General features: G+C 61.6%; 20 protein-coding genes. 6 read left to right on the top strand and 14 right to left on the bottom strand.

Going from position 1 to position 24,097, the window contains the following annotated elements:
• Positions 1–2: 2 nt before the first annotated feature.
• The 5 genes from ssuD to CAF87_RS11340 all read right to left on the bottom strand — a co-directional run bounded on the left by ssuD (position 3) and on the right by CAF87_RS11340 (position 5,338).
• Positions 3–1,151, bottom strand: coding sequence for an FMNH2-dependent alkanesulfonate monooxygenase (gene ssuD, locus CAF87_RS11360; protein ID WP_085731496.1), 1,149 nt, complete (start codon positions 1,149–1,151; stop codon positions 3–5).
• Positions 1,152–1,176: 25 nt separating this feature from the next.
• Positions 1,177–2,157: a sulfonate ABC transporter substrate-binding protein gene (locus tag CAF87_RS11355; RefSeq protein WP_085708989.1), complete on the bottom strand. Its 981-nt coding sequence runs from the start codon at positions 2,155–2,157 to the stop codon at positions 1,177–1,179.
• An 89-nt stretch (positions 2,158–2,246) separates the two neighbouring features.
• Positions 2,247–2,840, bottom strand: coding sequence for an NADPH-dependent FMN reductase (gene ssuE, locus CAF87_RS11350; protein ID WP_085731495.1), 594 nt, complete (start codon positions 2,838–2,840; stop codon positions 2,247–2,249).
• 240 nt (positions 2,841–3,080) lie between these two features.
• Entirely contained in the window at positions 3,081–3,719 is a 639-nt protein-coding gene (locus CAF87_RS11345) for a peroxiredoxin (protein WP_085731494.1), read from the bottom strand.
• A gap of 293 nt (positions 3,720–4,012) precedes the next feature.
• On the bottom strand, positions 4,013–5,338 hold the full coding sequence (locus CAF87_RS11340; protein ID WP_085731493.1) for an OprD family porin: 1,326 nt from the start codon (positions 5,336–5,338) through the stop codon (positions 4,013–4,015).
• A gap of 365 nt (positions 5,339–5,703) precedes the next feature.
• On the opposite strand from CAF87_RS11340, the gene tauA reads away from it, so the two are divergent.
• A complete protein-coding gene (gene tauA / locus CAF87_RS11335) occupies positions 5,704–6,693 on the top strand; it encodes a taurine ABC transporter substrate-binding protein (protein ID WP_139831722.1) in 990 nt (329 codons plus the stop codon).
• Positions 6,694–6,732: 39 nt separating this feature from the next.
• On the opposite strand, the gene argA is transcribed toward tauA, so the two are convergent.
• Positions 6,733–8,031, bottom strand: a complete 1,299-nt coding sequence (argA, locus tag CAF87_RS11330) for an amino-acid N-acetyltransferase (protein ID WP_007951778.1) — start codon at positions 8,029–8,031, stop codon at positions 6,733–6,735.
• A gap of 135 nt (positions 8,032–8,166) precedes the next feature.
• Positions 8,167–9,315: an acetylornithine deacetylase gene (gene argE / locus CAF87_RS11325; protein WP_085731491.1), complete on the bottom strand. Its 1,149-nt coding sequence runs from the start codon at positions 9,313–9,315 to the stop codon at positions 8,167–8,169.
• Positions 9,316–9,471: 156 nt separating this feature from the next.
• Between argE and CAF87_RS11320 the strand changes: the two genes are divergently transcribed.
• Positions 9,472–10,842 (top strand): inorganic triphosphatase, encoded by a 1,371-nt coding sequence (locus tag CAF87_RS11320; RefSeq protein ID WP_085731490.1) that lies wholly within the window; start codon positions 9,472–9,474, stop codon positions 10,840–10,842.
• A gap of 39 nt (positions 10,843–10,881) precedes the next feature.
• Here the strand turns inward: CAF87_RS11320 and CAF87_RS11315 are convergent, their stop codons facing one another.
• Entirely contained in the window at positions 10,882–11,352 is a 471-nt protein-coding gene (locus CAF87_RS11315) for an Lrp/AsnC family transcriptional regulator (RefSeq protein WP_085731489.1), read from the bottom strand.
• Between the two features lie 126 nt (positions 11,353–11,478).
• Between CAF87_RS11315 and CAF87_RS11310 the strand changes: the two genes are divergently transcribed.
• The 3 genes from CAF87_RS11310 to CAF87_RS11300 all read left to right on the top strand — a co-directional run bounded on the left by CAF87_RS11310 (position 11,479) and on the right by CAF87_RS11300 (position 14,079).
• Positions 11,479–11,817, top strand: a complete 339-nt coding sequence (locus tag CAF87_RS11310; RefSeq protein ID WP_085731488.1) for a hypothetical protein — start codon at positions 11,479–11,481, stop codon at positions 11,815–11,817.
• A 90-nt stretch (positions 11,818–11,907) separates the two neighbouring features.
• Positions 11,908–13,692, top strand: a complete 1,785-nt coding sequence (locus tag CAF87_RS11305; protein ID WP_085731487.1) for a GspE/PulE family protein — start codon at positions 11,908–11,910, stop codon at positions 13,690–13,692.
• Between the two features lie 69 nt (positions 13,693–13,761).
• Entirely contained in the window at positions 13,762–14,079 is a 318-nt protein-coding gene (locus CAF87_RS11300; RefSeq protein ID WP_007951791.1) for a DUF2388 domain-containing protein, read from the top strand.
• A 54-nt stretch (positions 14,080–14,133) separates the two neighbouring features.
• Here CAF87_RS11300 and gcvP read toward each other — a convergent pair whose 3' ends face one another.
• Positions 14,134–17,007 carry an aminomethyl-transferring glycine dehydrogenase gene (gene gcvP, locus CAF87_RS11295; RefSeq protein WP_085731486.1) on the bottom strand — a complete coding sequence of 958 codons (2,874 nt, stop codon included), beginning with the start codon at positions 17,005–17,007 and terminating at the stop codon, positions 14,134–14,136.
• Between the two features lie 156 nt (positions 17,008–17,163).
• Between gcvP and CAF87_RS11290 the strand changes: the two genes are divergently transcribed.
• Positions 17,164–18,306, top strand: coding sequence for a DegT/DnrJ/EryC1/StrS aminotransferase family protein (locus CAF87_RS11290; protein WP_085731485.1), 1,143 nt, complete (start codon positions 17,164–17,166; stop codon positions 18,304–18,306).
• A gap of 70 nt (positions 18,307–18,376) precedes the next feature.
• On the opposite strand, the gene gcvH is transcribed toward CAF87_RS11290, so the two are convergent.
• The 5 genes from gcvH to CAF87_RS11265 all read right to left on the bottom strand — a co-directional run bounded on the left by gcvH (position 18,377) and on the right by CAF87_RS11265 (position 24,090).
• On the bottom strand, positions 18,377–18,760 hold the full coding sequence (gene gcvH / locus CAF87_RS11285) for a glycine cleavage system protein GcvH (RefSeq protein ID WP_085731484.1): 384 nt from the start codon (positions 18,758–18,760) through the stop codon (positions 18,377–18,379).
• Between the two features lie 48 nt (positions 18,761–18,808).
• Positions 18,809–19,891, bottom strand: coding sequence for a glycine cleavage system aminomethyltransferase GcvT (gene gcvT / locus CAF87_RS11280; RefSeq protein ID WP_085731483.1), 1,083 nt, complete (start codon positions 19,889–19,891; stop codon positions 18,809–18,811).
• 156 nt (positions 19,892–20,047) lie between these two features.
• Positions 20,048–21,664, bottom strand: coding sequence for an iron ABC transporter permease (locus tag CAF87_RS11275; protein ID WP_085731482.1), 1,617 nt, complete (start codon positions 21,662–21,664; stop codon positions 20,048–20,050).
• A gap of 96 nt (positions 21,665–21,760) precedes the next feature.
• Positions 21,761–22,765 (bottom strand): extracellular solute-binding protein, encoded by a 1,005-nt coding sequence (locus CAF87_RS11270; RefSeq protein WP_085731481.1) that lies wholly within the window; start codon positions 22,763–22,765, stop codon positions 21,761–21,763.
• 107 nt (positions 22,766–22,872) lie between these two features.
• Positions 22,873–24,090, bottom strand: coding sequence for a 2-octaprenyl-3-methyl-6-methoxy-1,4-benzoquinol hydroxylase (locus CAF87_RS11265; RefSeq protein WP_170929589.1), 1,218 nt, complete (start codon positions 24,088–24,090; stop codon positions 22,873–22,875).
• Between the last annotated feature and the right edge of the window lie 7 nt (positions 24,091–24,097).

Below are 24,097 nucleotides of genomic sequence, written 5' to 3'. Positions count from 1 at the left end.
CCTCAGCTCTGGGACGCGGCTTTGGGAAGAATGTCGTTGGCCACCATCTCGCCGAACGGGCTGACATAACCGGCGCTCTTCGGTAATTCCGGGCGCTCGACGTCGAGGTGCGGAAACAGCAGCTCGGCCACGCGATACGATTCTTCGAGGTGTGGATAACCGGAGAAGATGAAGGTATCAATGCCCAGATCCGCGTATTCCTTCACCCGTGCAGCCACGGTCGGGCCGTCGCCCACCAGTGCCGTGCCGGCACCGCCGCGCACCAGACCAACGCCGGCCCACAGGTTCGGGCTGACTTCGAGGTTGTCACGGCTGCCACCGTGCAGCGCGGCCATCCGTTGCTGGCCGACCGAATCGAACCGCGCCAGCGAAGCCTGGGCACGTTTGATAGTGTCGTCGTCCAGATGCGAGATCAGGCGATCCGCTGCTTGCCAGGCTTCGGCGTTGGTTTCCCGCACGATCACGTGCAGACGAATGCCGAAGCGTACAGTGCGTCCGAGCTTCGCGGCTTTGGCGCGAACCTGTTCGATCTTCTCGGCGACTGACGCTGGCGGCTCGCCCCAGGTCAAGACCATTTCCACTTGTTCGGCGGCCAGATCCTGCGCCGCTTCCGAAGAGCCACCGAAGTACAGCGGCGGACGTGGTTGCTGGATCGGCGGATAGAGCAATTTTGCGCCCTTCACGCTGATGTGCTCGCCGTCGTAATCCACGGTTTCGCCTTCCAGCACCCGACGCCAGATCCGGGTGAACTCCACCGAGGCCTGATAGCGCGCTTCGTGATCGAGGAACAGACCATCGCCGGCCAGCTCTTCCGGATCGCCGCCGGTCACCAGGTTGAACAGCGCACGACCGCCGGACAGACGATCCAGAGTCGCCGCCTGACGCGCCGCCACCGTCGGGGAAATGATCCCGGGGCGCAGGGCGACCAGAAATTTCAGGCGCTGGGTCACCGGAATCAGCGATGCCGCCACCAGCCACGAATCCTCGCAGGAGCGGCCGGTGGGAATCAGCACGCCGCCGAAGCCCAGTCGATCCGCCGCTTGCGCGACCTGTTGCAGATAGCCGTGGTCGACGGCGCGGGCGCCTTCGGCGGTGCCAAGGTAATGGCCGTCGCCGTGGGTAGGCAGGAACCAGAAGATGTTGAGGCTCATGGAGTGGTCTCCTTGGGTATTCGATTTACTGGGCTTGGGTAACCGAGCTTTGGGCCACAGCGGCCGGTGGGGTCCAGATCACGTCCTTGATGCTCAACGGCTTGGGAATCAGCTTGAGCTGGTAGAAGGTGTCGGCGATTTTCTGCTGCGCGGCGACCACTTCCGGGGTCAGGAACAGCGCGCCATAGCCTTGGCGTTTCACCGAGGTCAGGGTGATGTCTGCCGGCAGGCCTAGTAGCGGCGCGACCTGTTGGGTGACGTCTTGCGGGTTGGCTTTCGACCACTCACCGACGGCGCGCACTTCTTCCACGAGGGTCTTGATCACCTCGGGATTTTTCTGTGCGTAGGGTTTGGTCGCCAGGTAGAACTGGTGGTTGTCGACGATGCCTTTGCCGTCACGCAGGGTGTGCGCTTGCAGCTGTTGCTCGGCGGCGGCCTGGTACGGGTCCCAGATGACCCAGGCGTCGACGCTGCCACGCTCGAACGCGGCGCGGGCATCGGCCGGCGGCAGGAATACGGTTTGAATGTCGGTGTACTTGAGGCCGGCGTCTTCCAGCGCACGCACCAGCAGGTAGTGGACGTTGGAGCCTTTGTTCAGGGCGACTTTCTTGCCCTTGAGATCCGCCACCGATTTGATCGGCGAGTCTTTCGGTACAAGGATCGCTTCGCTGTTCGGCGCGGGCGGCTCGTAGGCCACGTAGAGCAGATCGGCACCGGCCGCCTGGGCGAAGACCGGCGGGGTTTCGCCGGTGACGCCGAAGTCGATCGAGCCGACGTTCAGGCCTTCCAGCAGTTGCGGGCCGCCGGGGAATTCAGTCCATTGCACGTCGACGCCTTGGGCGGCGAGGCGTTTTTCCAGGGTGCCCTTGGCCTTGAGCAGCACCAGCGTGCCGTACTTCTGATAACCGATTCGTAGGGTCTCGGCCTGGGCTTGAGTGATGGCGCCGAAGGTGACAGCCGCAGCAAACAGAGCGACCAGACCACGACGCAAAAATACAGTGCGCATAGCGCTCTCCTTTTTGCTGTTGGGTTTTGGCTGCACCTGCTTGCCCGATGGCGGGCGAGTAAGGCCAGTACTTCAAATTTCGATGTGGCTCAAATGCTCCAGCGAGCACTCAACAAACGTTCGTTCAATAAGCCCGGTTCCAGCGGCTTCGGCCGACGGGCCATAGCACTGACAAACTGATCCAGCGCTTCGTGCAGCCGCTGTTCCAGGGCTGGTGCCAGCTGCGCCGCAGCACTGCCTTCGCCGTAAGCGATCTGGCTGTCCTCGGCAAAAATCCCTTGCAGCATTTCCTGGGCTTTCAACGCCGACAGCACCGGTTTGAGGGCGTAATCGACCACCAGCATGTGGGCGATGCTGCCGCCCGTGGCCATCGGCAAGACAATCTTGTGATTCAGGGCGCGTTCGGGCAGCAGATCCAGCACGGTCTTCAGTGCGCCGGAGAACGACGCCTTGTAGACCGGGGTGGCGATCAGCAGGCCATCGGCGTTTTCAATCTGTTGCAGCAGGTCGAGCACCTTCGGGCTGTCGAAGCGGGCGTGGAGCAGGTCTTCGGCCGGGAAGTCCCGCACCTGATAACTCACCACTTCCACCCCTTGCTGCTGCAACCAGCGTTGCGAGCGCTCCAGCAACACCCCGGAGCGGGAGCGTTGACTGGGACTGCCACCGAGTGAGACGACCAGCATTCAGACGATTCCTTACGCGTTACAGGCGATTCGCGGGTTGCGATCTCGCTTCAATGGAAAGACCTTACCAGCTCATTTATATATCTATAAATCATATTTATTCATTTGGTTATTCCTTGTAGAGATATACATTTCACTTTCTTCCGGGCAAAAAAACAGGCCGTCAAAACGGCCTGAAACCCTGCATCGTGGTTTTTGCTGATCGCCCCCACGCAGAACTTGGGAACGATCCGAGGAAGGTTATTTGTTCGGCTGCGGCGTCAGGCGCAGGTACGGCTTCACCGCGCGATAGCCTTTCGGAAAGCGTTGCTTGATTTCGTCTTCGTCCTTGAGCGACGGCACGATCACCACTTCTTCCCCGTCCTGCCAGTTGGCCGGCGTGGCCACCTTGTAGTTGTCGGTGAGCTGCAACGAGTCGATCACCCGCAGGATTTCGTGGAAGTTGCGCCCGGTGCTTGCCGGGTAGGTGATGGTCAGGCGGATCTTCTTGTTCGGATCGATCACGAACAGCGAGCGCACGGTCAGCGTGTCGCTGGCGTTCGGGTGGATCAGGTCGTAGAGATCGGACACCTTGCGATCGGCATCGGCCAGGATCGGGAAATTGACGATGGTGTTCTGGGTTTCGTTGATGTCTTCGATCCACTTGTGGTGCGAGTCCACCGGGTCGACCGACAGCGCGATGGCTTTCACGTCGCGTTGAGTGAACTCATCCTTGAGCTTGGCGGTGAAGCCCAGCTCGGTGGTGCATACCGGGGTGAAGTCCGCCGGATGAGAGAACAGCACGCCCCAGCTATCGCCCAGCCATTCGTGGAAACGAATCTTGCCGGCGCTGGAATCCTGTTCGAAATCGGGGGCGATATCGCCAAGTCTGAGGCTCATGGTGCGGCTCCTGATGAGTTGTTGGAGACCTCAACTGTAGCTCGGCATTTGCCATTCATAAAAAGAATAAATAACTAGATATCTAGATCATTTACGAATATTAAACTTCTGTTCACTGGACGCTCGCCGGCAACGCGCCGAACATCGGCCCCAAGGTTCGAGAAGGCCTTGAGTTGCTGTAAAGAGGGAAATGTCGGGAAAGGTCTACGGGGGTGGGCCTGACCCGGAAACGCAAAAGCCCCGACCGGCGCGATGCCGGACGGGGCTTTTTTACGTCGGTTGCTCGAGCGCTATTACAGCAGCGGGATCGAGTAGCTGACGATCAGGCGGTTTTCGTCCTGGGAACGGGTGTTCGCCAGGTCGGTGCGCCACATGGCGTTTTTCCAGGCAACGCCGAGGTTCTTCAGCGGGCCTTCCGGAATCACGTAACCAACGGTCAGGTCACGTTCCCACTCGGTTTTTTCGCCCAGCGGAGTGTCGATGTTATCGCCACGCAGGTAGATCACACCGGCGGTCAGGCCAGGTACGCCGACCTTGGCAAAGTCATAGGCGTAGCGAGCCTGCCAGGTACGTTCGCCGGCACGGGCAAACTTCTGGATCTGCATGTCGGTGATGGTGCTGTTGGACGAACCGTCACCCTGGTTCAGCCAAGGGAAGTCGCTGTCGCCCTTGGTGTACTGGTAGCCGGCGCCGAAGGTGTGACCTTCAACCGAGTACAGCGCCAGGTAGCTGTACAGATCGTTGTCGACCTTGCCCTTGACGGTCTTGCCGCCGTAGTAGCCGCTGGTGAAGTACGCAGGCGTGTCACCGTTGTTGCCGTTGTCACGGCTGCGGTAGTAGCGCAGGTCGCTTTTCAGTACGCCTGGACCGATGGCCCAGTTGTGTACCAGACCCAGGAAGTTCTGCGAGTAGAACTCTTTCAGCTCGCCGTAGTAGTACGAGGCAGTCAGGTCTTTGGTGATTTTGTAGTCAGCACCGGCGTAGTAGAACTTGTTGCTGAACACGCCCTTGTCGTAGTTCGAACCGGCGTTCGCACCAGCAATCGACATGTTTTCGTTGTTGCTGGAGTTACGACCCTTCACGGCCTCAACCTGACCGGCAGTCAGAGTCAGGTCCTTGATCTCGTTCGAAGTGATCGCTTCGCCCTGGAAGGTCTGTGGCAGCAGACGACCATCGTTGTACTTGATGACCGGGTTGTTCGGCATCAGGGTACCGACCTTCAGCTCGGTCTGGGAGATTTTGACCTTGCCGGTCACGCCCAGGCTGGCGAAGTCATGCACAGCACGGTTGCCGTCGCTTGGGAAAACAGTGCCACCCGAAGCGGTACCTGCGGAGTTGCCGCTGGTAGCCGGGCTGGAGTCCAGACGCACGCCGTACAGGCCGATAGCGTCAACGCCGAACTGAACGGTACCTTGGGTGTAACCCGAGATGAAACGCAGATCGAAGCCTTGGCCCCACTCTTCGTTCTTGTTCGGGCCAGTGCCATCACGGTTGTCGGTGTTGATGTAGAAGTTACGCAGCCCCAGTGTGGCCTTGCTGTCTTCGATGAAACCGGCTGCGCCTGCCTGCTGCGCAATAACCCCTACCGCCACGGCCAGAGCCAGGGTGGACTTGTTCATGTATCGCTCCTCTCGTTTCTAATTCTTGTGTTCCTGGTCCGGAGTCTGATGCCCCTGGATCCTAAGATGCGCGATTAGCGCCAGACCGTGACTGACAAGTCAATCGTAACCTTGTGCGTCTACGACCAAGGTCTAATCGCAGTTATTTGGTCCTTGCAGGGTAAAGACTTCCTGATAAACCCAAAAAGAATTTATTCATTCTTTTTCATACCATTCAGGAATATGGCCGAACAGTGGCCATCTGTACCGGGATACAGCGTATCGGCGCCTAAGCTCATTCCTAAATGGTATTTATTAGCCTTTTTTTAGATCGTTTAGCTTTGGCGAAACCCCGATTCGTCAAACCCTATCGAAAAGGCGACGCCATCATGGCCAAACGCGCACTATCTAGTCAATTTGTTACAGTTTGTGTGTCAGCGCTGATTTCTTTTTCTGTCCATGCTTCTAGCCTCACCGTCGGCTACCAGACCGGCATCGACCCAAGCAAAGTTCCTCAGGCCGATGGCGTTTACGAGAAGACCATTGGCGAGAAAATCGACTGGCGCCGTTTCAACAGCGGCCCGGAAGTAGTGACAGCCATCGCCTCCGGTGACGTACAGATCGGCAACCTCGGCTCCAGCCCGCTGGCGGCGGCCGCTTCGCGCAACCTGCCGATCGTCGCGTTCATCGTCTCGGCACAGATCAATGCCGCCGAAGCGCTGGTGGTGCGCAACGGCAGCGGTATCGACAAACCCGAGGATCTGGTGGGCAAGACCATCGCCGCACCGTTCGTATCCACCTCCCACTACAGCCTGCTCGGTGCACTCAAGCACTGGGGCCTGGATACCTCGAAAGTCAAAGTGGTGAACCTGCAACCCGCAGAAATCGCGGCAGCCTGGAAACGCGGCGACATTGACGGCGCCTTTGTCTGGTCGCCGGCACTGGGTGAAATCCGCAAGACCGGCAAGACCCTGACCGACGCCGCACAGGTTGCTCAGTGGGGCGCACCGACCTTCGAAGTCTGGGTAGCACGCAAGGACTTCGCCGAGAAACATCCGGAGGTCGTGGCCAAATTCGCCAAGGTGACTCTGGACTCATTCGCCGACTACGCCGCCCATAAGGACAGCTGGACCGCCGATTCGGTGCCGGTGCAGAAAATCGCCAAACTGACCGGTGCCAACGCTGCCGACGTCCCGGAATTGCTCGCAGGTTCGGCGTTCCCCGATGCCAAGGCGCAACAGACCACGGCGCTGCTGGACGGCGGCACGGCGAAGGCGATTGGTGAGACGGCGAAGTTTTTGAAGGAACAGGGCAAGGTTGAGAGCGTACTGCCCGACTACTCGCCGTATGTCAGTGCGAAGTTTGTAGCTGAATAAAAGCATTGCCCCCACTCATTGCGTGGGGGCAATCGCTCATCACAGGGACTTTTCGAAGATCTTCGAATTGCGCTGATAGTTATAGAGAGAAGCCCGGGCCGCCGGCAGGCGCTCGACGCTGCTCGGCTCGAACCCGCGCTCGCGGAACCAGTGGGCGGTGCGGGTGGTGAGGACGAACAGAGTCTTCAAGCCCTGTGCCCGGGCACGGGTCTCGATGCGCTCCAGCAACTCGTCGCCGCGACCGCCATGGCGGTACTCCGGATTCACCGCCAGGCACGCCAGTTCACCGGCATCCGAATCGGCAATCTGATACAGCGCCGCACAGGCGATGATCATCCCTTCACGCTCGACCACGCTGAACTGCTCGATCTCGCGCTCCAGCACTTCGCGCGAACGACGCACGAGAATCCCCTGCTCTTCCAGCGGGCTGATCAGGTCGAGCAAGCCGCCGACGTCTTCAATCGCCGCCTCGCGCACCAGCTCGAATTGCTCCTGGGCCACCAGCGTACCGCCACCGTCACGGGTGAACAGCTCGGTGAGCAACGCGCCGTCCTCGGCATAACTGACGATATGGCTGCGCGCCACGCCGCCACGGCAGGCTTCGGCGGCGGCATCGAGCAATTCCGCCTGATAGTTGCTGCCCAGACGTTGCAAATGCGCCGGCACCTGTTGCGGGCGCAGTTCGCGCACCAGTTTGCCGTTTTCGTCGATCAGACCGAGGTCGGCACCGAACAGCAGCAGTTTGTCGGCACCCAGATCGATGGCGGCGCGGGTGGCGACGTCTTCACAGGCCAGGTTGAAGATTTCACCGGTCGGCGAGTAACCCAGCGGCGACAGCAGCACGATGGAGCGCTCGTCGAGCAGACGGTTGATACCTTTGCGGTCAACCCGGCGCACTTCGCCGGTGTGGTGATAGTCGACGCCTTCCAGCACGCCGATCGGCCGTGCCGTCACCAGGTTGCCGCTGGCCACCCGCAGACGCGAGCCCTGCATCGGTGACGAAGCCATATCCATCGACAGCCGCGCTTCGATGGCGATACGCAGCTGACCGACCGCATCGATCACGCACTCAAGCGTCGCGGCATCGGTGATGCGCATGCCGTGGTGGTAATGCGGGGTCAGGCCGCGCGCGGCGAGGCGGGTCTCGATCTGCGGGCGCGAGCCATGGACCAGCACCAGCCGCACGCCAAGACTGTGCAGCAGCACGATGTCATGGACGATGTTGCCGAAATTCGGATGCTCCACGCCGTCGCCGGGCAGCATGACGACGAAGGTGCAGTCGCGGTGGGCATTGATATAAGGAGACGCGTGACGAAGCCAATTGACGTATTCGGGCATGAACCTGGGCCTGTAATAAATAGCAGCCGGAAAAAGGGCGAAACGGAAAACGCACAGCGGGCTGATGGTTATCGTCGGAACAGGCTTGGCAACACGCGCGCTCTCCTCATGAATACGGGTTGGCAGGACGGCAATTTATACAGCTTTGAGACAGTAATGTTCGATCAACTGACGCAATAGATGCACGGTAGGCTGCAAACGTGACATTTCAAGGTACTCGTCCGGCTGGTGGGCGCAGGCGATGTCACCGGGGCCGAGCACAATGGTTTCGCAGCCAAGGCGCTGAAGATAAGGCGCTTCGGTGCCGAACGCTACTGCTTCGGCCGTGTGGCCGGTGAGTTTTTCGGCGATTCGCACCAGCTCGGCGTCTTCGGACTGCTCGAACGGCGGCACTTCGGGAAACAGCGGCGCGTAATCGATCTTCACCTGATGCCGTTCGGCGACCGGGTTGAGCTTACGCAGGATCTCGGCCCGCAGGACCTTCGGGTCCATACCCGGCAACGGCCGCAAATCGAACTCCAGCGAACACTGGCCACAGATGCGGTTGGGATTGTCGCCGCCATGGATACAACCGAAGTTCATGGTCGGCTGCGGCACACTGAACTGCGGGTTGTTGAATTCGCGCTGCCACAGCAGGCGCAGCCCGCGCAGCTCGCCAATGGCGTCATGCATCGCCTCGAGGGCGCTGTGCCCCAGACGCGGATCCGACGAATGGCCGCTCTGCCCGAGGATATCGATGCGCTCCATCATGATGCCCTTGTGCATGCGGATCGGCTTGAGCCCGGTCGGCTCGCCGATCACCGCCGCCCGGCCCAGCGGCTGCCCCGCTTCGGCCAGCGCCCGGGCACCGGACATCGAGCTTTCTTCATCGCAGGTGGCGAGGATCAGCAGTGGCTGCTTGAATGGCTGATCGAGCAGCGGTTGCACAGCTTCGATGATCAGGGCGAAAAAGCCCTTCATGTCGCAACTGCCGAGGCCGACCCAGCGGCCGTCGACTTCGGTGAGTTTCAGCGGATCGGTTTTCCACAGCGCATCATCGTAAGGCACCGTGTCGCTGTGCCCGGCCAGCACCAGCCCGCCGGGGCCGCTGCCGAAACTGGCGAGCAGGTTGAACTTGCCGGGGCTGACCTGCTGGATGTCGCAACTGAAGCCCAGATCTCCCAGCCATCCGGCGAGCAGATCGATCACCGCCCGGTTGGATTGATCCAGGTTCGGTTGGGTGCAACTGACCGACGGCACGGCGATCAGTGCAGCGAACTGGTCTTGCATGGATGGCAAAGGCATCGCTGACTCCAACTCCCGGATTGAAGTCCATCATAGAACCATCCGGCGCCGAGAATAAACCGCCGCAAAGCGTAGGAAGGTTCAGTCCTGTACACTGCACGACCTTGGCAGCCACACATTCCCCCGGCTGCGCTCCCGATCCTGGATTTTCCGGCCATGCAGAAAGAAACCGAAATCAAACTCCGCGTCAGCCGCGAAACCCTCGCCGCCCTGCGCGAGCACCCTCTCCTGAAAAAACGCAACAAAAGTGGCTGGGAACGCCGTGAGTTGATGAATCAGTATTTCGACACGCCCGAGCGTGACTTGGCCCGGGCCAAGGTTGCCCTGCGCCTGCGCAAGGACGGCGAAGAGGTGATTCAGACCCTCAAGACCCGTGGCCAGAGCGTCGCCGGTCTGTCCGAGCGTAACGAATACGACTGGCACCTGCCAAAAGCCAAGCTCGACGTGAAGAAACTCGACGGCGAATGCTGGCCCGAGTCCCTCGCCGAGCTGGACAAGAAAACCCTGAAACCGATCTTCACCACCGATTTCGTCCGCGAGCGCGCCGAAATCGCCTGGGGCCGTGGCAAGACCAAAGTGGTCATCGAAGCCGCGCTGGACCTGGGCCATGTGGTGGTCGGCAAACAGAAAGAAGAAATCTGCGAGCTGGAACTGGAACTGCGCGAAGGCGAGCCTGCCGCGCTGCTGGAACTGGCTGCCGAACTGACCGAAACCCTGGCCCTGATGCCGTGCGACATCAGCAAGGCCGAGCGCGGCTATCGCCTGTACGACGCCAACAGCTACTCGCTGAGCCTGCCGGCGCCGGCCATCACCGCTGAAACCCCGCTGGACGACGCCTTCGCCGCCCTGAGCTGGCACTTGCTCGGCAGCAGCCAGCGTCTGGCCGAACAGTATCGTTTCAACGGTCACTGGCGCCTGCTGCAGGACTGGGTCGAGAGCCTCGCGGAAATGCGCGCCCTGCTGAGCAGCCTCGGCCAGGCCGCGCCGCGTCAATCGACCCACGATCTGCGTGTGGCACTGGATGCATTGCTGGAAGACTGGCGCCCGCTGGTACAGGTCGGCCTTGAAGACGAAGACGTGCGCAAAGCCGCGCCAGAGCAGTTCCTCGAGGAACTGGAAGACCCGCGCTGGGGCCTGTTCTCGCTGAACACCTCGCGCTGGTTGCTGGCCCGCACCTGGGCTGCCGACCGCAACACCCGTGGCAATCGCCAGGGTGCCGCGCAATTGCAAAGCTGGCTGCCGCGCCTGCTGGGCGAAGAAGCCACTTCGCTGCAATTGCAGCGTTATCAGCAGCAACCGGAAGATCTGGCCGAGCAACTGCCACGCATCGAGCGCATCCAGGTCTGGCTGCACCACGCGCGCAACGTGCTGGACATCCCGGAAATGGATCGTCTGTACGGCGAGCTGAACAAACTGGCGCAACTGGCCAACGAGCCGACCATCACGGATGAACTGCTCGATGCACGCAAGCATCAGGCGATTGCGGTTTACCAGAACCGCGCCTGGAAAATGCTGCTGCGCATGTAATCCCCGGATGATGATCGTTCCCGCGCGAGGGAACGATCATCAGCGCAATACCGGCAGGCTCGTCGTCGACTTGATCTCCGACAGCGCCACAATCGAGTTCACTTCCTGAATCCCCGGCACCAGCGACAGCTTCTCGAAGAAGAATCGCTCATACGCCTCGATATCCGCCGCGACGATCCGCAGCAGGAAATCCACCGCCCCCATCAGCACATAACACTCCAGCACTTCGGGAAAGCCGCGAATCGCCTCGGTGAATTCGGTGAAGTTCGAACGACCGTGGGCGTTGAGTTTGATTTCGGCGAAGATCTGCGTGTTCAGGCCGATTTTCTTGCGATCGAGCAAAGTCACCTGGCCGCGAATGATCCCCTCCTCCTTCATCCGCTGAATCCGCCGCCAGCACGGCGACTGCGACAGGCCCACCTGTTCGGCAATCTGTGCGCTGGACAGGGAAGCGTCCTCTTGAAGCAGGGCGAGGATACGCCGGTCATAGCCGTCCAGTTCGCTGTGCATAAATAATCCTCAAAATCAGCCAATACCGAATTGACCAACCCCATCAACCGGCCAATCGGCTCATCTTAGACAAGAAATGCCCGGCATCGAATGTAAAAATTTCTCCATTGATTCCGGAGACCTGCCATGCCACACCTCGAAGCCGTCAACACTCCAGCGCCCCGTGCCGATGTGTGGAACGTCAGCAACGCTCATTGCCTTGCGAAGTACCAGATACTGGCCGAGGCCGAACCGGATTTGCTGGTGCGTGTGCTGAACCTGTTCGCCTTGCAGTTCCTCACCCCGGAACAGGTCAATGTCCAGCGTCTGGACGATCTGCTCTCGATCGACATCGTCATGGGTGGCCTGAGCTGGCACCGCGCCCGGGTGATCGCGGAAAAACTTCGTAACCTGATCAGCGTCTGTTCGGTGAATCTGCAGAACCCCGATGCGGCGTGGGATGCGCCGGCTCAGGCGGCTGGCTGACAAAAGCGGAAACGCCTTTGTCGGGTAGTGGCCCAACGGTCGGCGGGGCCACGACTATCCTTTGCGGACTGTCGTTCAAAAGGAGCCCGCATGTCCGTTCAACTCGCCACTCAGGACCGCTGGCTGGATCTCAATGATGTATTGCGTGAACTGGTCGCCCAGGGCTTCATCAGCCAGGACTCGGCCGAACACGCGTTGAATGCCCGCCGTCGGCAGGCGACCCACGGTCAGACGCATCCGCTGGAATTCATCGCCGGCCAGCAACTCGACGACCTCAGCCGTCCGGGCAAACACCTGGATCTGGAAAGCCTGACCTTGTGGCTGGCGCAACAGGCCGGCCAGCCGTACCTACGGATCGATCCGTTGAAGATCAACGTCGCCGCCGTGACGCCGCTGATGTCCTATGCCTTTGCCCAGCGCCACAAGATTCTCGCGGTGTCGGTTGATCGCGATGCAGTGACCGTGGCCAGCGCCCAGCCTTACGTCAGAGGCTGGGAAGCCGATCTGACCCACGTGCTGAAACTGCCGGTCAAACGGGTGGTGGCCAACCCGGCGGACATCCAGCGCTTCAGCGTCGAGTTCTTTCGCCTCGCCAAATCGGTCAGCGGCGCCAGCAACGCCGACCAGCAGGGCAGCAACCTCGGCAACTTCGAACAACTGCTCAACCTCGGCGCCAGCGATCAGGAGCCGGACGCCAACGACGCACACATCGTCAATATCGTCGACTGGCTGTTCCAGTACGCCTTCCAGCAGCGGGCCAGCGATATCCACATCGAGCCACGGCGCGAGCAAGGCTCGGTGCGTTTTCGCATCGACGGCGTGTTGCACAACGTCTATCAGTTCCCGCCGCAGGTGACGATGGCCATCGTCAGTCGCCTGAAAAGCCTTGGGCGTATGAACGTCGCCGAGAAGCGCAAACCGCAGGACGGTCGGGTCAAGACCAAGACCCCGGACGGCGGCGAGGTCGAGTTGCGCCTGTCGACCCTGCCCACCGCGTTCGGCGAAAAAATGGTGATGCGGATCTTCGACCCGGAAGTGCTGCTCAAGGATTTCGACCAGCTGGGTTTTTCCGCCGATGACCTGCGGCGCTGGCAGGACATGACCCGCCAGCCCAACGGCATCATTCTGGTGACTGGCCCGACCGGCTCCGGCAAGACCACCACGCTCTACACCACCCTGAAAAAACTGGCGACCCCGGAAATCAACCTCTGCACCATCGAGGACCCGATCGAGATGGTCGAGCCGGCCTTCAACCAGATGCAGGTGCAGCACAACATCGACCTGACCTTCGCCGCCGGGGTGCGGGCGCTGATGCGGCAGGATCCGGACATCATCATGATCGGCGAGATCCGCGATCTGGAAACCGCCGAAATGGCGATCCAGGCCGCATTGACCGGGCACCTGATGCTCTCGACCCTGCACACCAACGACGCGCCGAGCGCCATCAGCCGTCTGCTGGAACTCGGCGTGCCGCATTACCTGATCAAGGCCACGGTGCTCGGGGTCATGGCCCAGCGTCTGGTGCGCACACTGTGTCCGCACTGCAAGGCACCGCTGCCTGTCGCCGAGGAGGACTGGCAAACCCTGACCCGGCCGTGGCAGGCGCCGCTGCCGGGCAACGCGCAACGGGCCATCGGCTGCCTGGAATGCCGCGACACCGGTTATCACGGTCGCGCCGGGGTCTACGAAATCATGCAACTGACCGACAGCCTCAAGGCGTTGATCAGCCCGGATACCGATCTGACGGCGCTCCGCCGCCAGGCCTTCAAGGAAGGCATGCGCAGTCTGCGGCTGTCCGGCGCGCAGAAGGTCGCGGCGGGGCTGACGACCATCGAAGAGGTGCTGCGGGTGACGCCGCAGAGTGAGCAGAAATAGCCCTTCACGGAACCGGATCGACGAAATGACGATCCAAGCCGTTATTCAACACCAGTGGAGTCATCCCTCATGCGTCTCAAACTTGCTGTCGCCACCCTCGCCCTGCTGTCCCTTCCCGTTGGTTCAGCGATGGCCGACAGCTTTTGGCGTAACGTCATTTCGTCCGGCGCTACCACTGGCTCGACGTACCTGACCTTCAAGGATCACAAGCTGATCGTCGCCGCACAGGACGACGCCGGCAGTTTCGTTGCCAGTGATGGCGGCATCCGTGGCCCGTATCTGGAAGCCGCCATGCAGAAAGTCCGCGCCGACAACCCGGGCCTGCAGGCGACGGACATGGAACTGGCGAACGCGATCCTGGCGAAGAACGCCGTGGCCTCGGAATAAATCTGTCGCCCACAAAAATGCCGCTCACATGAGCGGCATTTTTTTGCCCGTGAATCAGCGGTAATCGTCCACCGGCACACACGCGCAGAACAGATTTCGGTCACCGTAGACGTTGTCCACCCGGTTCACCGCCGGCCAGTACTTGTGCGCCTTGGTGTGCGCATCCGGCGTGATGCCCTGCTCGATGCTGTAGGGCCGCTCCCAGACGCCAGTGACATCGGCCAGCGTATGCGGCGCCCGCTTGAGCGGATTGTCCTCGGCCGGCCAGTTGCCGTTTTGCACTTCGGTGATTTCCGCGCGGATACTCAACATCGCTCCGATAAAGCGGTCCAGCTCAGCCTTGGACTCACTTTCGGTCGGCTCGACCATCAAGGTGCCCGGCACCGGGAACGACATGGTCGGCGCATGGAAGCCGTAATCCATCAGGCGCTTGGCGATGTCTTCCTCGCTGATGCCGGTCTGCGCTTTCAGCGGCCGCAGATCCAGAATGCACTCGTGGGCGACCCTATCATTGCGCCCGGTGTAGAGCACCGGAAAGGCGCCGGACAGATGCTGCGCCAGGTAATTCGCCGCCAGGATCGCCACTTCGCTGGCGTCCGCCAGTTGCGGCCCCATCATGGCGATGTACATCCAGCTGATCGGCAAAATGCTCGCACTGCCCCAGGGCGCTGCACTCACTGCGCCGTTCTGCGGCTGCGGCCCGTCGATCGGCACCACCGGGTGATTGGCGACGAACGGCGCAAGATGCGCGCGAATACCGATCGGGCCCATGCCCGGCCCGCCTCCGCCGTGGGGGATGCAGAAGGTCTTGTGCAGGTTCATGTGCGACACATCGGCGCCAATGTCCGCCGGCCGCGCCAGCCCGACCTGGGCATTGAGGTTGGCGCCGTCCATGTACACCTGGCCGCCGTGCTTGTGGATAACTTCGCAGATTTCGCTGATGCCCTCCTCGTACACGCCGTGGGTCGATGGATACGTCGCCATCAGGCATGACAACCTGTCCCCGGCCTCGGCAGCCTTGGTCTTCAAATCCTCCAGATCGACGTTGCCCGCCTCGTCGCACTCGACGATCACCACCCGCATCCCGGCCATCTGCGCCGAGGCCGGGTTGGTGCCGTGGGCCGAAGACGGAATCAGGCAGATGTCGCGACCGCCCTGCTGGCGGCTTTCGTGATATTTGCGGATCGCCAGCAACCCGGCGTACTCCCCCTGAGCGCCGGAGTTGGGCTGCATGCAGATCGCGTCGAAACCGGTAATCGCGCACAACCAGCGCTCCAGCTCTTCGATCATCAGCGTGTAACCGACGGCCTGCTCCCGAGGCACAAACGGATGCAGGTTGGCGAACTGCGGCCAGGTGATCGGGATCATCTCGCTGGTGGCGTTGAGTTTCATGGTGCAGGAGCCGAGTGGGATCATCGACTGGTTGAGCGCCAGATCCTTGTTCTCCAGTTGCTTGAGGTAGCGCAGCATCTCGGTTTCGCTGTGATGGGCGTTGAACACCGGATGGCGCAGGTAAGGCGAGTTGCGTTGCAGATTGTCGGGAATCCCGGACACCAACGCTTCGGCGTCGAGTTCCTCGACGTTGAGCCCATGATCGACACCCAACAGCACATCGAACAGTTTGCCGACGGTGCTCTCGTCACAGGTTTCATCAAGACTCAGGCCCAAGTGGCCGCGACCGAGAATCCGCAGATTGATCTGCGCTGCCTGAGCGCTTTCGATGATCGCGGTCTGCGCGCCGCCGACGTCCAGAGTCAGCGTGTCGAAAAACTGCTTATTGATGCGTTTGATGCCATGTCGCTCGAGGCCAGCAGCGAGGATGCAGGTCAGCCGATGGACTCGCTGGGCAATACGCTTGAGGCCTTCCGGCCCGTGGTACACCGCGTAGCAACTGGCGATGTTGGCCAGCAGCACTTGAGCGGTACAGATGTTCGAATTGGCTTTTTCCCGGCGAATATGCTGCTCGCGGGTCTGCAGGGCCATGCGCAGCGCTACGTTGCCGCGCGCGTCTTTCGACACGCCGATGATCCGCCCGGGAATCGCCCGTTTGTATTCCTCGCGACTGGCGAAAAACGCCGCATGCGGCCCGCCGTACCCCATCGGCACGCCGAAACGCTGGGATGAGCCGAACACCACATCGGCGCCCAGTTCGCCCGGCGGGGTCAGCAACAACAGACTCAGCAGATCCGCCGCGACACAGGCCAGTGCCTGTTGCGCATGCAAGTGATCGATCAACGGACGCAGATCGCGGACCTCGCCGTGGGTGTCGGGGTATTGCAACAGCGCACCGAATACCTGGTGCTGCTTCAAGTTATCCACAGTGTCGACGATCAGCTCGAAACCGAAGCCTTCGGCGCGGGTCTGCACCACGGAAATGGTTTGCGGGTGACAGTTTTCATCGACGAAAAACAGATTGCTCTTCGACTTCGCCACGCGCTTGGCCAGCGCCATGGCCTCGGCGGCCGCCGTGGCTTCATCGAGCAGCGAAGCGTTGGCCAGTTCCAGGCCTGTCAGGTCGATGGTCAGTTGCTGGAAGTTGAGCAACGCTTCGAGCCGGCCCTGGGCGATTTCCGGTTGATACGGCGTGTAGGCGGTGTACCAGCCGGGATTTTCCAGCACGTTGCGCAAAATGACGGTCGGCGTGACGGTACCGTGGTAACCCATGCCGATCAGGCTGGTCCAGACCTGATTCTGTTCGGCGTACCCGCGCAGTTTCGCCAGTGCCGCCTGCTCGTCCAGCGCGGGCGGCAGGTCCAGCTCACGGTTGAGGCGGATGGCGGGCGGCACGGTCTGCTCGATCAGTTCGATCCGGCTGCCCAGGCCCAGGCTGTCAAGCATCGCCTGCTGCTCGGCGGCGTCGGGGCCGAGGTGACGGCGCAGGAAGGCATGGGGGTCGCGTAACTGGCTCAGGGACGGCAACTGGGACATGACGGGCTCTCTCTTGGCTGGCGCTCGGCGTCAATGCAACACGGTCAAACCAGCATAGCAGTCGATACCGTCGCGGACGGCTTGGCGGCGGGTGGCCGAACGCGGCATGCTGTGGCACCTGTAACACGCGCCCAACCCTCGGATGATCGAATCCTCATGAGCCAACTGCCGTTTCTGCCGTTTTCCAAACCTGTCATCGATGAAGCCACCATTGCCGCCGTCGGCGATGTCCTGCGTTCCGGCTGGATCACCAGCGGGCCGAAGGTCCAGGCCTTCGAGGCGCAACTGTCGGAGTATTTCGGCGGGCGTCCGGTACGAACCTTCAACTCCGGCACCTGCACCATGGAGATTGCCCTGCGCATTGCCGGCATCGGACCGGGTGATGAAGTGATCACCACGCCAATCTCCTGGGTAGCCACGGCCAACGTGATTCTTGAAGTGGGCGCCACCCCGGTGTTCGCCGACATCGACCCGGTCACCCGCAACATCGACCTGGATCGACTGGAAGCGGCCATCACACCGCGCACCAAAGCTGTCATCCCGGTCTACCTCGCCGGGCTGCCGGTGGACATGGAGCGCCTGTACGCCATCGCCAAAAAGCACAACCTGCGCATCATCGAAGACGCCGCCCAGGCCCTGGGTTCGAGCTGGAACGGCCAGCGCATCGGCGCCACCGGCGACTTCGTATCGTTCAGCTTCCAGGCCAACAAGAACGTGACCTGCTCCGAGGGTGGTTGCCTGGTGCTGAACACGCCTGAGGAAGCACGTCTGGCGGAGAAATATCGCCTGCAAGGCGTCACCCGGACCGGCTTCGACGGTCTGGATGTCGATGTACTGGGCGGCAAATTCAACATGACCGACGTCGCAGCGACCATCGGCCTCGGCCAGTTCGCCCACATCGAAACCCTGACCGCCCATCGTCAGGAACTGGCTCGCCACTACTTCGAATGCTTTGGCGACGACTTCGAAGCCACGTACGGCGCGCAACTGCCGCCAGCCGACTTCACCAACAGCAACTGGCACCTGTTCCAACTGGTATTGCCGGAGCGCAAGGACGGCTTGCCGGCGCGGTCCACGTTCATGGAGCAGATGCAGGAATTGGGCATCGGCATCGGTTATCACTACCCGCCGATCCATTTGCTGAGCCTGTACCGCGAGCGCGGTTTCAAGGAAGGGATGTTGCCGGTGGCCGAGCGCGTCGGGCGGCTGATTGTGTCGTTGCCGATGTTCACCACCATGACCAAGGCCGATGTCGAGCGCTCAGTGGCGGCGGTCAAAGCGGTGCTGGGCAACGCCTGAGCCGCGCAATAGAAAACTGCGGCCACAAAAAAGCCCCGACGGATCGGGGCTTTGCGGTGTTGCGTGAAGCTTATTCGCCGATGGCGGCCTTGTAGGCGGCAGCGTCGAGCAGCTTGTCCAGCTCGGCCTTGTCGCTTGGCTTGAGCTTGAAGATCCACGCGGCGTACGGATCGTTGTTCAGTTCTTCCGGCGCGCTGGCCAGTTCTTCGTTGACGGCGATCACTTCACCGCCGACCGGGGCGTAGATGTCGGAAGCGGCCTTCACCGACTCGACAACACCTGCCGCATCACCGGCAGCAAACACCTTGCCGACTTCGGCCAGTTCAACGAACACCACATCACCCAGCGCTTCTTGCGCGTGATCGCTGATGCCCACAGTGACAGTGCCATCGGCTTCCAGGCGCGCCCATTCATGACTTTCGGCAAAACGCAGGTCGGCGGGGATATTGCTCATGCTCGGTGTCCTCAAGAAATTGTCAGCGGTCGTGCCCGCCGGAAAAGGTTAGATCAAGGTTTTGCCGTGACGGACGAAGGTCGGTTTGACCACTCGTACCGGATACCACTTGCCACGGATTTCCACTTCGGCGCGGTCGGCAGTCGCCATCGGTACACGCGCCAGGGCAATCGACTTGCTAAGCGTAGGAGAGAAACTACCACTGGTGATCTCTCCTTCGCCAACATCAGCGATACGAACCACCTGATGCGCACGCAAAACCCCGCGTTCCTCGAGCACCAGACCCACCAGTTTGTGCTGCACGCCGGCGGCTTTTTCCGCTTCCAGCGCATCGCGACCGATGAAACGGCGCGTGGCCGGCTCCCAGGCGATACTCCAGGCCATGTTCGAGGCCAGTGGCGAAACGTCCTGATGGATGTCCTGACCGTACAGGTTCATCCCGGCTTCCACTCGCAAGGTGTCGCGGGCACCAAGGCCAATGGGAGAAATGCCGGCGCCTACGAGATCGTTGAAAAATCCGGGGGCTTGATCGGCCGGCAGGGCGATTTCCAGTCCGTCTTCACCGGTGTAGCCGGTGCGCGCAATGAACCAGTCGCCATCAACCTGGCCTTCGAAAGGCTTGAGCATCTGGATCAGATTGGCGCGGGATTGGGTCACCAGTTCGGCAATCTTGTGCCGGGCATGGGGGCCTTGAATAGCGAGCATCGCCAGATCCGTACGCTCATGCAGTTGCACGTCGTAGCCGGTGAGATGAGCCTGCAACCACGCCAGATCCTGATCGCGGGTCGAGGCGTTGACCACCAGTCGGTAACCGGCCTCAAGACGATAGACGATCATGTCGTCGACGATGCCACCGCGCTCGTTGAGCATGGTGCTGTACAACGCACGGCCGGGGCTGTGCAGGCGTTCGACGTCATTGGCCAGCAAATGCTGGAGCCAGGCCTTGGCCTGATGGCCGGCGACATCGATCACGGTCATGTGGGATACATCGAACACCCCGCAATCGCGACGCACCTCGTGGTGCTCCTCGACCTGCGAGCCGTAATGCAGTGGCATGTCCCAACCGCCAAAATCGACCATCTTCGCGCCGAGGGCGAGATGCAGGTCATACAGAGGCGTACGCTGTCCCATGGGTTTCTCCTTCCGGGCGTGGCGAAGGTGCGGAGCGCTGCTGCACGGTTTGAAAGCCCCGAAAGAGAAGGCTTTCAGCCGATTTCAGCGACAGGATCTGTCAGACGGACCGCACCGAATGCCGCGCATTGTAGCCGCATGATTCAGGACTGACGACTAAGTGTTTCTGTGCGCCGAACGTCGGATCAGGCCGATCACCGGCAACAACCCGACCAGCACCAGCGTCAGCGCTGGCAAAGACGCCCTCGCCCATTCGCCCTCGCTGGTCATTTCAAAGATCCGCACAGCCAGCGTGTCCCAGCCAAACGGGCGCATCAGCAGGGTGGCGGGCATTTCCTTGAGCACATCGACGAACACCAGCAACGCGGCGCTGAGCGTGCCGGGCAACAGCAACGGCAGATACACTTTGAAAAACAGTCGCGGCCCACTGACGCCCAGGCTACGTGCCGCTTCAGGCAAAGAAGGCCGTATACGCGCCAGACTGCTTTCCAGTGGCCCGTAGGCCACCGCCACGAAGCGCACCAGATAAGCCATCAGCAACGCCGCCAGACTGCCCAGCAGCAACGGTTTGCCCGCACCGCCGAGCCAGCCTGAGAGCGGAATCACCAGTTCACGATCCAGATAACTGAACGCCAGCATGATCGACACCGCCAGCACCGAGCCCGGCAACGCGTAGCCGAGGTTGGCCAGACTGACGCCGGAACGTATCGCCGGGGTCGGAGAAAGACGCCGGGCGAACGCCAGCAACATCGCCACGCTGACCGTGATCAACGCCGCCATGCCCCCCAGATACAGAGTGTGCAGAATCAGCCCGGCGTAGCGCTCATCCAGATCGAAACGCCCGCGCTGCCAGAACCACACCAACAGTTGCAGCACCGGGATGACAAACGCACAGGCAAACACCAGACCGCACCATCCGGTCGCCGCCCAGGCCTTGGGCCCGCGCAGGTGATACAACGCCTTGACCCGCGGCCGCTCGTTGCTCGCCCGATTGGCGCCGCGAGCGCGACGTTCGCCGTACAACACCAGCATCACCACCAGCAGCAACAGGCTGGCCAGTTGTGCGGCGCTCGACAGGCTGAAGAAGCCATACCAGGTCTTGTAGATCGCGGTGGTGAAGGTGTCGAAGTTGAACACCGAGACCGCGCCGAAATCCGCAAGGGTTTCCATCAGCGCCAGCGCCACGCCGGCGCCGATGGCCGGCCGCGCCATCGGCAATGCCACCCGCCAGAACGCCTGCCATGGCGACTGGCCGAGCACCCGCGCCGCTTCCATCAGACCTTTGCCCTGAGCGAGAAACGCGGTGCGTGCCAGCAGGTAAACGTAGGGGTAGAACACCAGCACCAACACCAGAATCACCCCGCCGGTGGAGCGCACCCGTGGCAGGCGCAGGCCGGTTCCGAACCATTCGCGTAGCAGGGTCTGCACGGGACCTGCGAAGTCCAGCAGGCCGACGAACACGAACGCCAGCACATAGGCCGGGATCGCGAAGGGCAGCATCAGCGCCCAGTCGAGCCAGCGCCGGCCGGGGAATTCGCAGAGGCTGGTGAGCCAGGCGAGGCTCACACCCAACAGAGTCACGCCGATGCCGACACCGAGCACCAGCGTCAGGGTGTTGCCCAGCAGGCGTGGCATCTGGGTTTCCCACAGGTGCGACCAGATTTGTTGGTCGATGGTCTGCCACGACAGCAATAGAACGCTGAGGGGCAGCAGCACCAACGCGGCGATGGCGAAGACGATGGGGTACCAGCGGCGTTGGGCGGGGTGGGCCAAGGAAAGACTCTCGTTGAATGAATGTGCCCACGCATGGCGTGGGCACTTATTCTTGTGACGCTGCGCATTTCGCGTGCGGCGATTCGACTCGCAGCGTCAGTTCCAACCCGCCCGATCCATCATCCGGATCGCCTCGGCCTGACGCTTGCCCGCCACTTCGACCGGCAACGTATCAGCGACAAACTGCCCCCACGCCGCCACTTCTTCCGAAGGTTTCACCGCCGGATTCGCCGGGAATTCCTGGTTCACGTCAGCGAAGATCTTCTGCGCCTCAGGTGTGGTCATCCACTCGACCAGTGCCTTGGCGGCTTCCGGGTGCGGCGCATGTCTGGTCAAACCGATGCCCGACAGATTGACGTGCACACCGCGATCCGCCTGGTTCGGCCAGAACAGTTTCACCGGCAGATCCGGCTTCTGCTTGTGCAGGCGCCCGTAGTAGTAGGTGTTGACGATGCCGACGTCACACTGACCGGCGTTGATCGCTTCCAGCACCGCGACGTCGTCGGAGAAAACGTCGGTGGACAGGTTGTTGACCCATCCCTTGAGGATCTTCTCGGTTTTCTCGGCGCCGTGGACTTCGATCATGGTGGCGGTCAGCGACTGGTTGTAGACCTTTTTCGCCGTGCGCAGGCACAGGCGACCTTCCCAGTTTTTGTCGGCCAGCGCTTCGTAGGTGGTCAGTTCGCCCGGTTTCACGCGCTCGGTGGAGTAGGCGATGGTCCGCGCGCGCAGGCTCAGACCGGTCCAGGCGTGGCTGGACGAGCGATATTGCAGGGGAATGTTGGCGTCGATGGTTTTCGAGCTGAACGGCTGGAGAATGCCCATCTGCTCGGCCTGCCAGAGGTTGCCGGCATCGACGGTCAGCAGCAGGTCGGCGGTGGCGTTCTCGCCTTCGGCCTTGATCCGCTGCATCAGCGGCGCTTCCTTGTCGGTGATGAACTTGATCTTCACCCCGGTCTTGGCGGTGTAGGCATCGAACACCGGTTTGATCAGTTCATCGATGCGCGACGAGTAGACCACCACCTCGTCGGCGGCCTGGGCGGCGGTGCTGCCGATCAGGGTCAGGGCCAGTGCGGTCAGAACACGCTTGGATGCCAACATGGGAGTGATCTCTCGGTCGGGAAAAGTGGCCCAAATGATAAGGACTCACATTTACCAGCTCAATCGAACACTTTCCCAAGGAGTTACCAGATGTTGCACGACGTTCGTCAGACCTTGGCAAGCGCCGGCAAGTCCCCGGTCAGCCCCAATGCTTCGCGTACGAACAGCGCTTTGGCCTCAGGCATCTGCTCGACAATTTTCAGTCCGGTATTGCGCAACCAGCGCAGCGGCAGCGGATCGGCCTGGAACAACCGTTCGAAGCCTTCCATCGCCGCCATCAGCGCCAGGTTGTGCGGCATGCGCCGGCGTTCGTAGCGGCTCAGCACTTTCACATCCGCCAGGCGTTCGCCGCGTTCATTGGCTTGCAGCAGTACTTCGGCGAGTACAGCGGCATCGAGGAAACCGAGGTTTACACCCTGCCCCGCCAACGGGTGAATGGTATGCGCGGCATCGCCGATCAAGGCCAGGCCCTCGGCCACATAGCGCTTGGCGTGACGCTGACGCAGCGGCACGCACAGGCGCGGATCAGCGCTGATGACATCGCCGAGGCAACCTTCGAAGGCACGCTCCAGTTCACGGCAGAAATCCGCTTCATCCAGCGCCATCAGCCGCTCGGCTTCGCTCGGCGTGGTCGACCAGACGATCGAGCACCAGTCCTGCTGACCGTCACGCTCAAGCGGCAGAAACGCCAGCGGCCCGTGATCGGTGAAACGCTGCCACGCGGTCATCCGGTGCGGTTTGCTGCTGCGCACGCTGGTGACGATGGCGTGATGCAGATAATCCCACTCGCGAGTAGCGACACCGGTCAGGCGACGCACGGCGGAATTGGCCCCGTCCGCCGCAATCACCAGCGGTGCGCGCAAAGTGCGGCCGTCGGCCAGGGTCAGCAGCCAGTCGTCACCGGAGCGGCGCATCTGCTCCAGCCGCGCATTGGCCAGCAGGCCCAGATCGCAATCGTGCAGACGGTCGAGCAAGGCATCCTGCACCACGCGGTTCTCGACAATGTGGCCGAGCACATCGGCATGCACGCTGCTGGCCGAAAAGTGAATCTGCCCGGTACCGCTGCCGTCCCAGACGTGCATGTCGGTGTAAGGGCTGCTGCGTCGGTTGACGATGCCGTCCCACACGCCGAGGCGATCAAGGATTCGCTGGCTGGCTGCCGACAACGCGCTGACTCGCGGTTCGAACGGCGCGTCGGCATTGAAGGGTTTGACACTCAGCGGGCTGCCGTCGAGCAGCAGGACTTCCAGCCCGCTGTCCTGCAACGCCAGCGCCAGGGCGCTGCCGACCATTCCGGCTCCGACAATCAGCACATCTGCGCGCATTTCCATG

The sequence above is a fragment of the Pseudomonas sp. R38(2017) genome (genome assembly GCF_002112395.1).
Classification (GTDB): Bacteria; Pseudomonadota; Gammaproteobacteria; order Pseudomonadales; family Pseudomonadaceae; genus Aquipseudomonas.
This window is presented reverse-complemented; position numbering and strand designations above follow the sequence as displayed.

Excerpts from the sequence above, each read along its gene's own strand:
- CAF87_RS11305 (WP_085731487.1), top strand. The coding sequence starts at position 11,908 with ATGTCCGTTCAACTCGCCACTCAGGACCGCTGGCTGGATCTCAATGAT.
- CAF87_RS11265 (WP_170929589.1), bottom strand. The coding sequence starts at position 24,090 with ATGCGCGCAGATGTGCTGATTGTCGGAGCCGGAATGGTCGGCAGCGCC.
- ssuE (WP_085731495.1), bottom strand. The coding sequence starts at position 2,840 with ATGCTGGTCGTCTCACTCGGTGGCAGTCCCAGTCAACGCTCCCGCTCC.
- ssuD (WP_085731496.1), bottom strand. The coding sequence starts at position 1,151 with ATGAGCCTCAACATCTTCTGGTTCCTGCCTACCCACGGCGACGGCCAT.
- CAF87_RS11270 (WP_085731481.1), bottom strand. The coding sequence starts at position 22,765 with ATGTTGGCATCCAAGCGTGTTCTGACCGCACTGGCCCTGACCCTGATC.
- CAF87_RS11355 (WP_085708989.1), bottom strand. The coding sequence starts at position 2,157 with ATGCGCACTGTATTTTTGCGTCGTGGTCTGGTCGCTCTGTTTGCTGCG.
- argE (WP_085731491.1), bottom strand. The coding sequence starts at position 9,315 with ATGCCTTTGCCATCCATGCAAGACCAGTTCGCTGCACTGATCGCCGTG.
- CAF87_RS11315 (WP_085731489.1), bottom strand. The coding sequence starts at position 11,352 with ATGCACAGCGAACTGGACGGCTATGACCGGCGTATCCTCGCCCTGCTT.
- CAF87_RS11320 (WP_085731490.1), top strand. The coding sequence starts at position 9,472 with ATGCAGAAAGAAACCGAAATCAAACTCCGCGTCAGCCGCGAAACCCTC.
- argA (WP_007951778.1), bottom strand. The coding sequence starts at position 8,031 with ATGCCCGAATACGTCAATTGGCTTCGTCACGCGTCTCCTTATATCAAT.
- CAF87_RS11340 (WP_085731493.1), bottom strand. The coding sequence starts at position 5,338 with ATGAACAAGTCCACCCTGGCTCTGGCCGTGGCGGTAGGGGTTATTGCG.
- CAF87_RS11310 (WP_085731488.1), top strand. The coding sequence starts at position 11,479 with ATGCCACACCTCGAAGCCGTCAACACTCCAGCGCCCCGTGCCGATGTG.
- CAF87_RS11290 (WP_085731485.1), top strand. The coding sequence starts at position 17,164 with ATGAGCCAACTGCCGTTTCTGCCGTTTTCCAAACCTGTCATCGATGAA.
- gcvH (WP_085731484.1), bottom strand. The coding sequence starts at position 18,760 with ATGAGCAATATCCCCGCCGACCTGCGTTTTGCCGAAAGTCATGAATGG.
- gcvP (WP_085731486.1), bottom strand. The coding sequence starts at position 17,007 with ATGTCCCAGTTGCCGTCCCTGAGCCAGTTACGCGACCCCCATGCCTTC.
- CAF87_RS11300 (WP_007951791.1), top strand. The coding sequence starts at position 13,762 with ATGCGTCTCAAACTTGCTGTCGCCACCCTCGCCCTGCTGTCCCTTCCC.
- gcvT (WP_085731483.1), bottom strand. The coding sequence starts at position 19,891 with ATGGGACAGCGTACGCCTCTGTATGACCTGCATCTCGCCCTCGGCGCG.
- CAF87_RS11345 (WP_085731494.1), bottom strand. The coding sequence starts at position 3,719 with ATGAGCCTCAGACTTGGCGATATCGCCCCCGATTTCGAACAGGATTCC.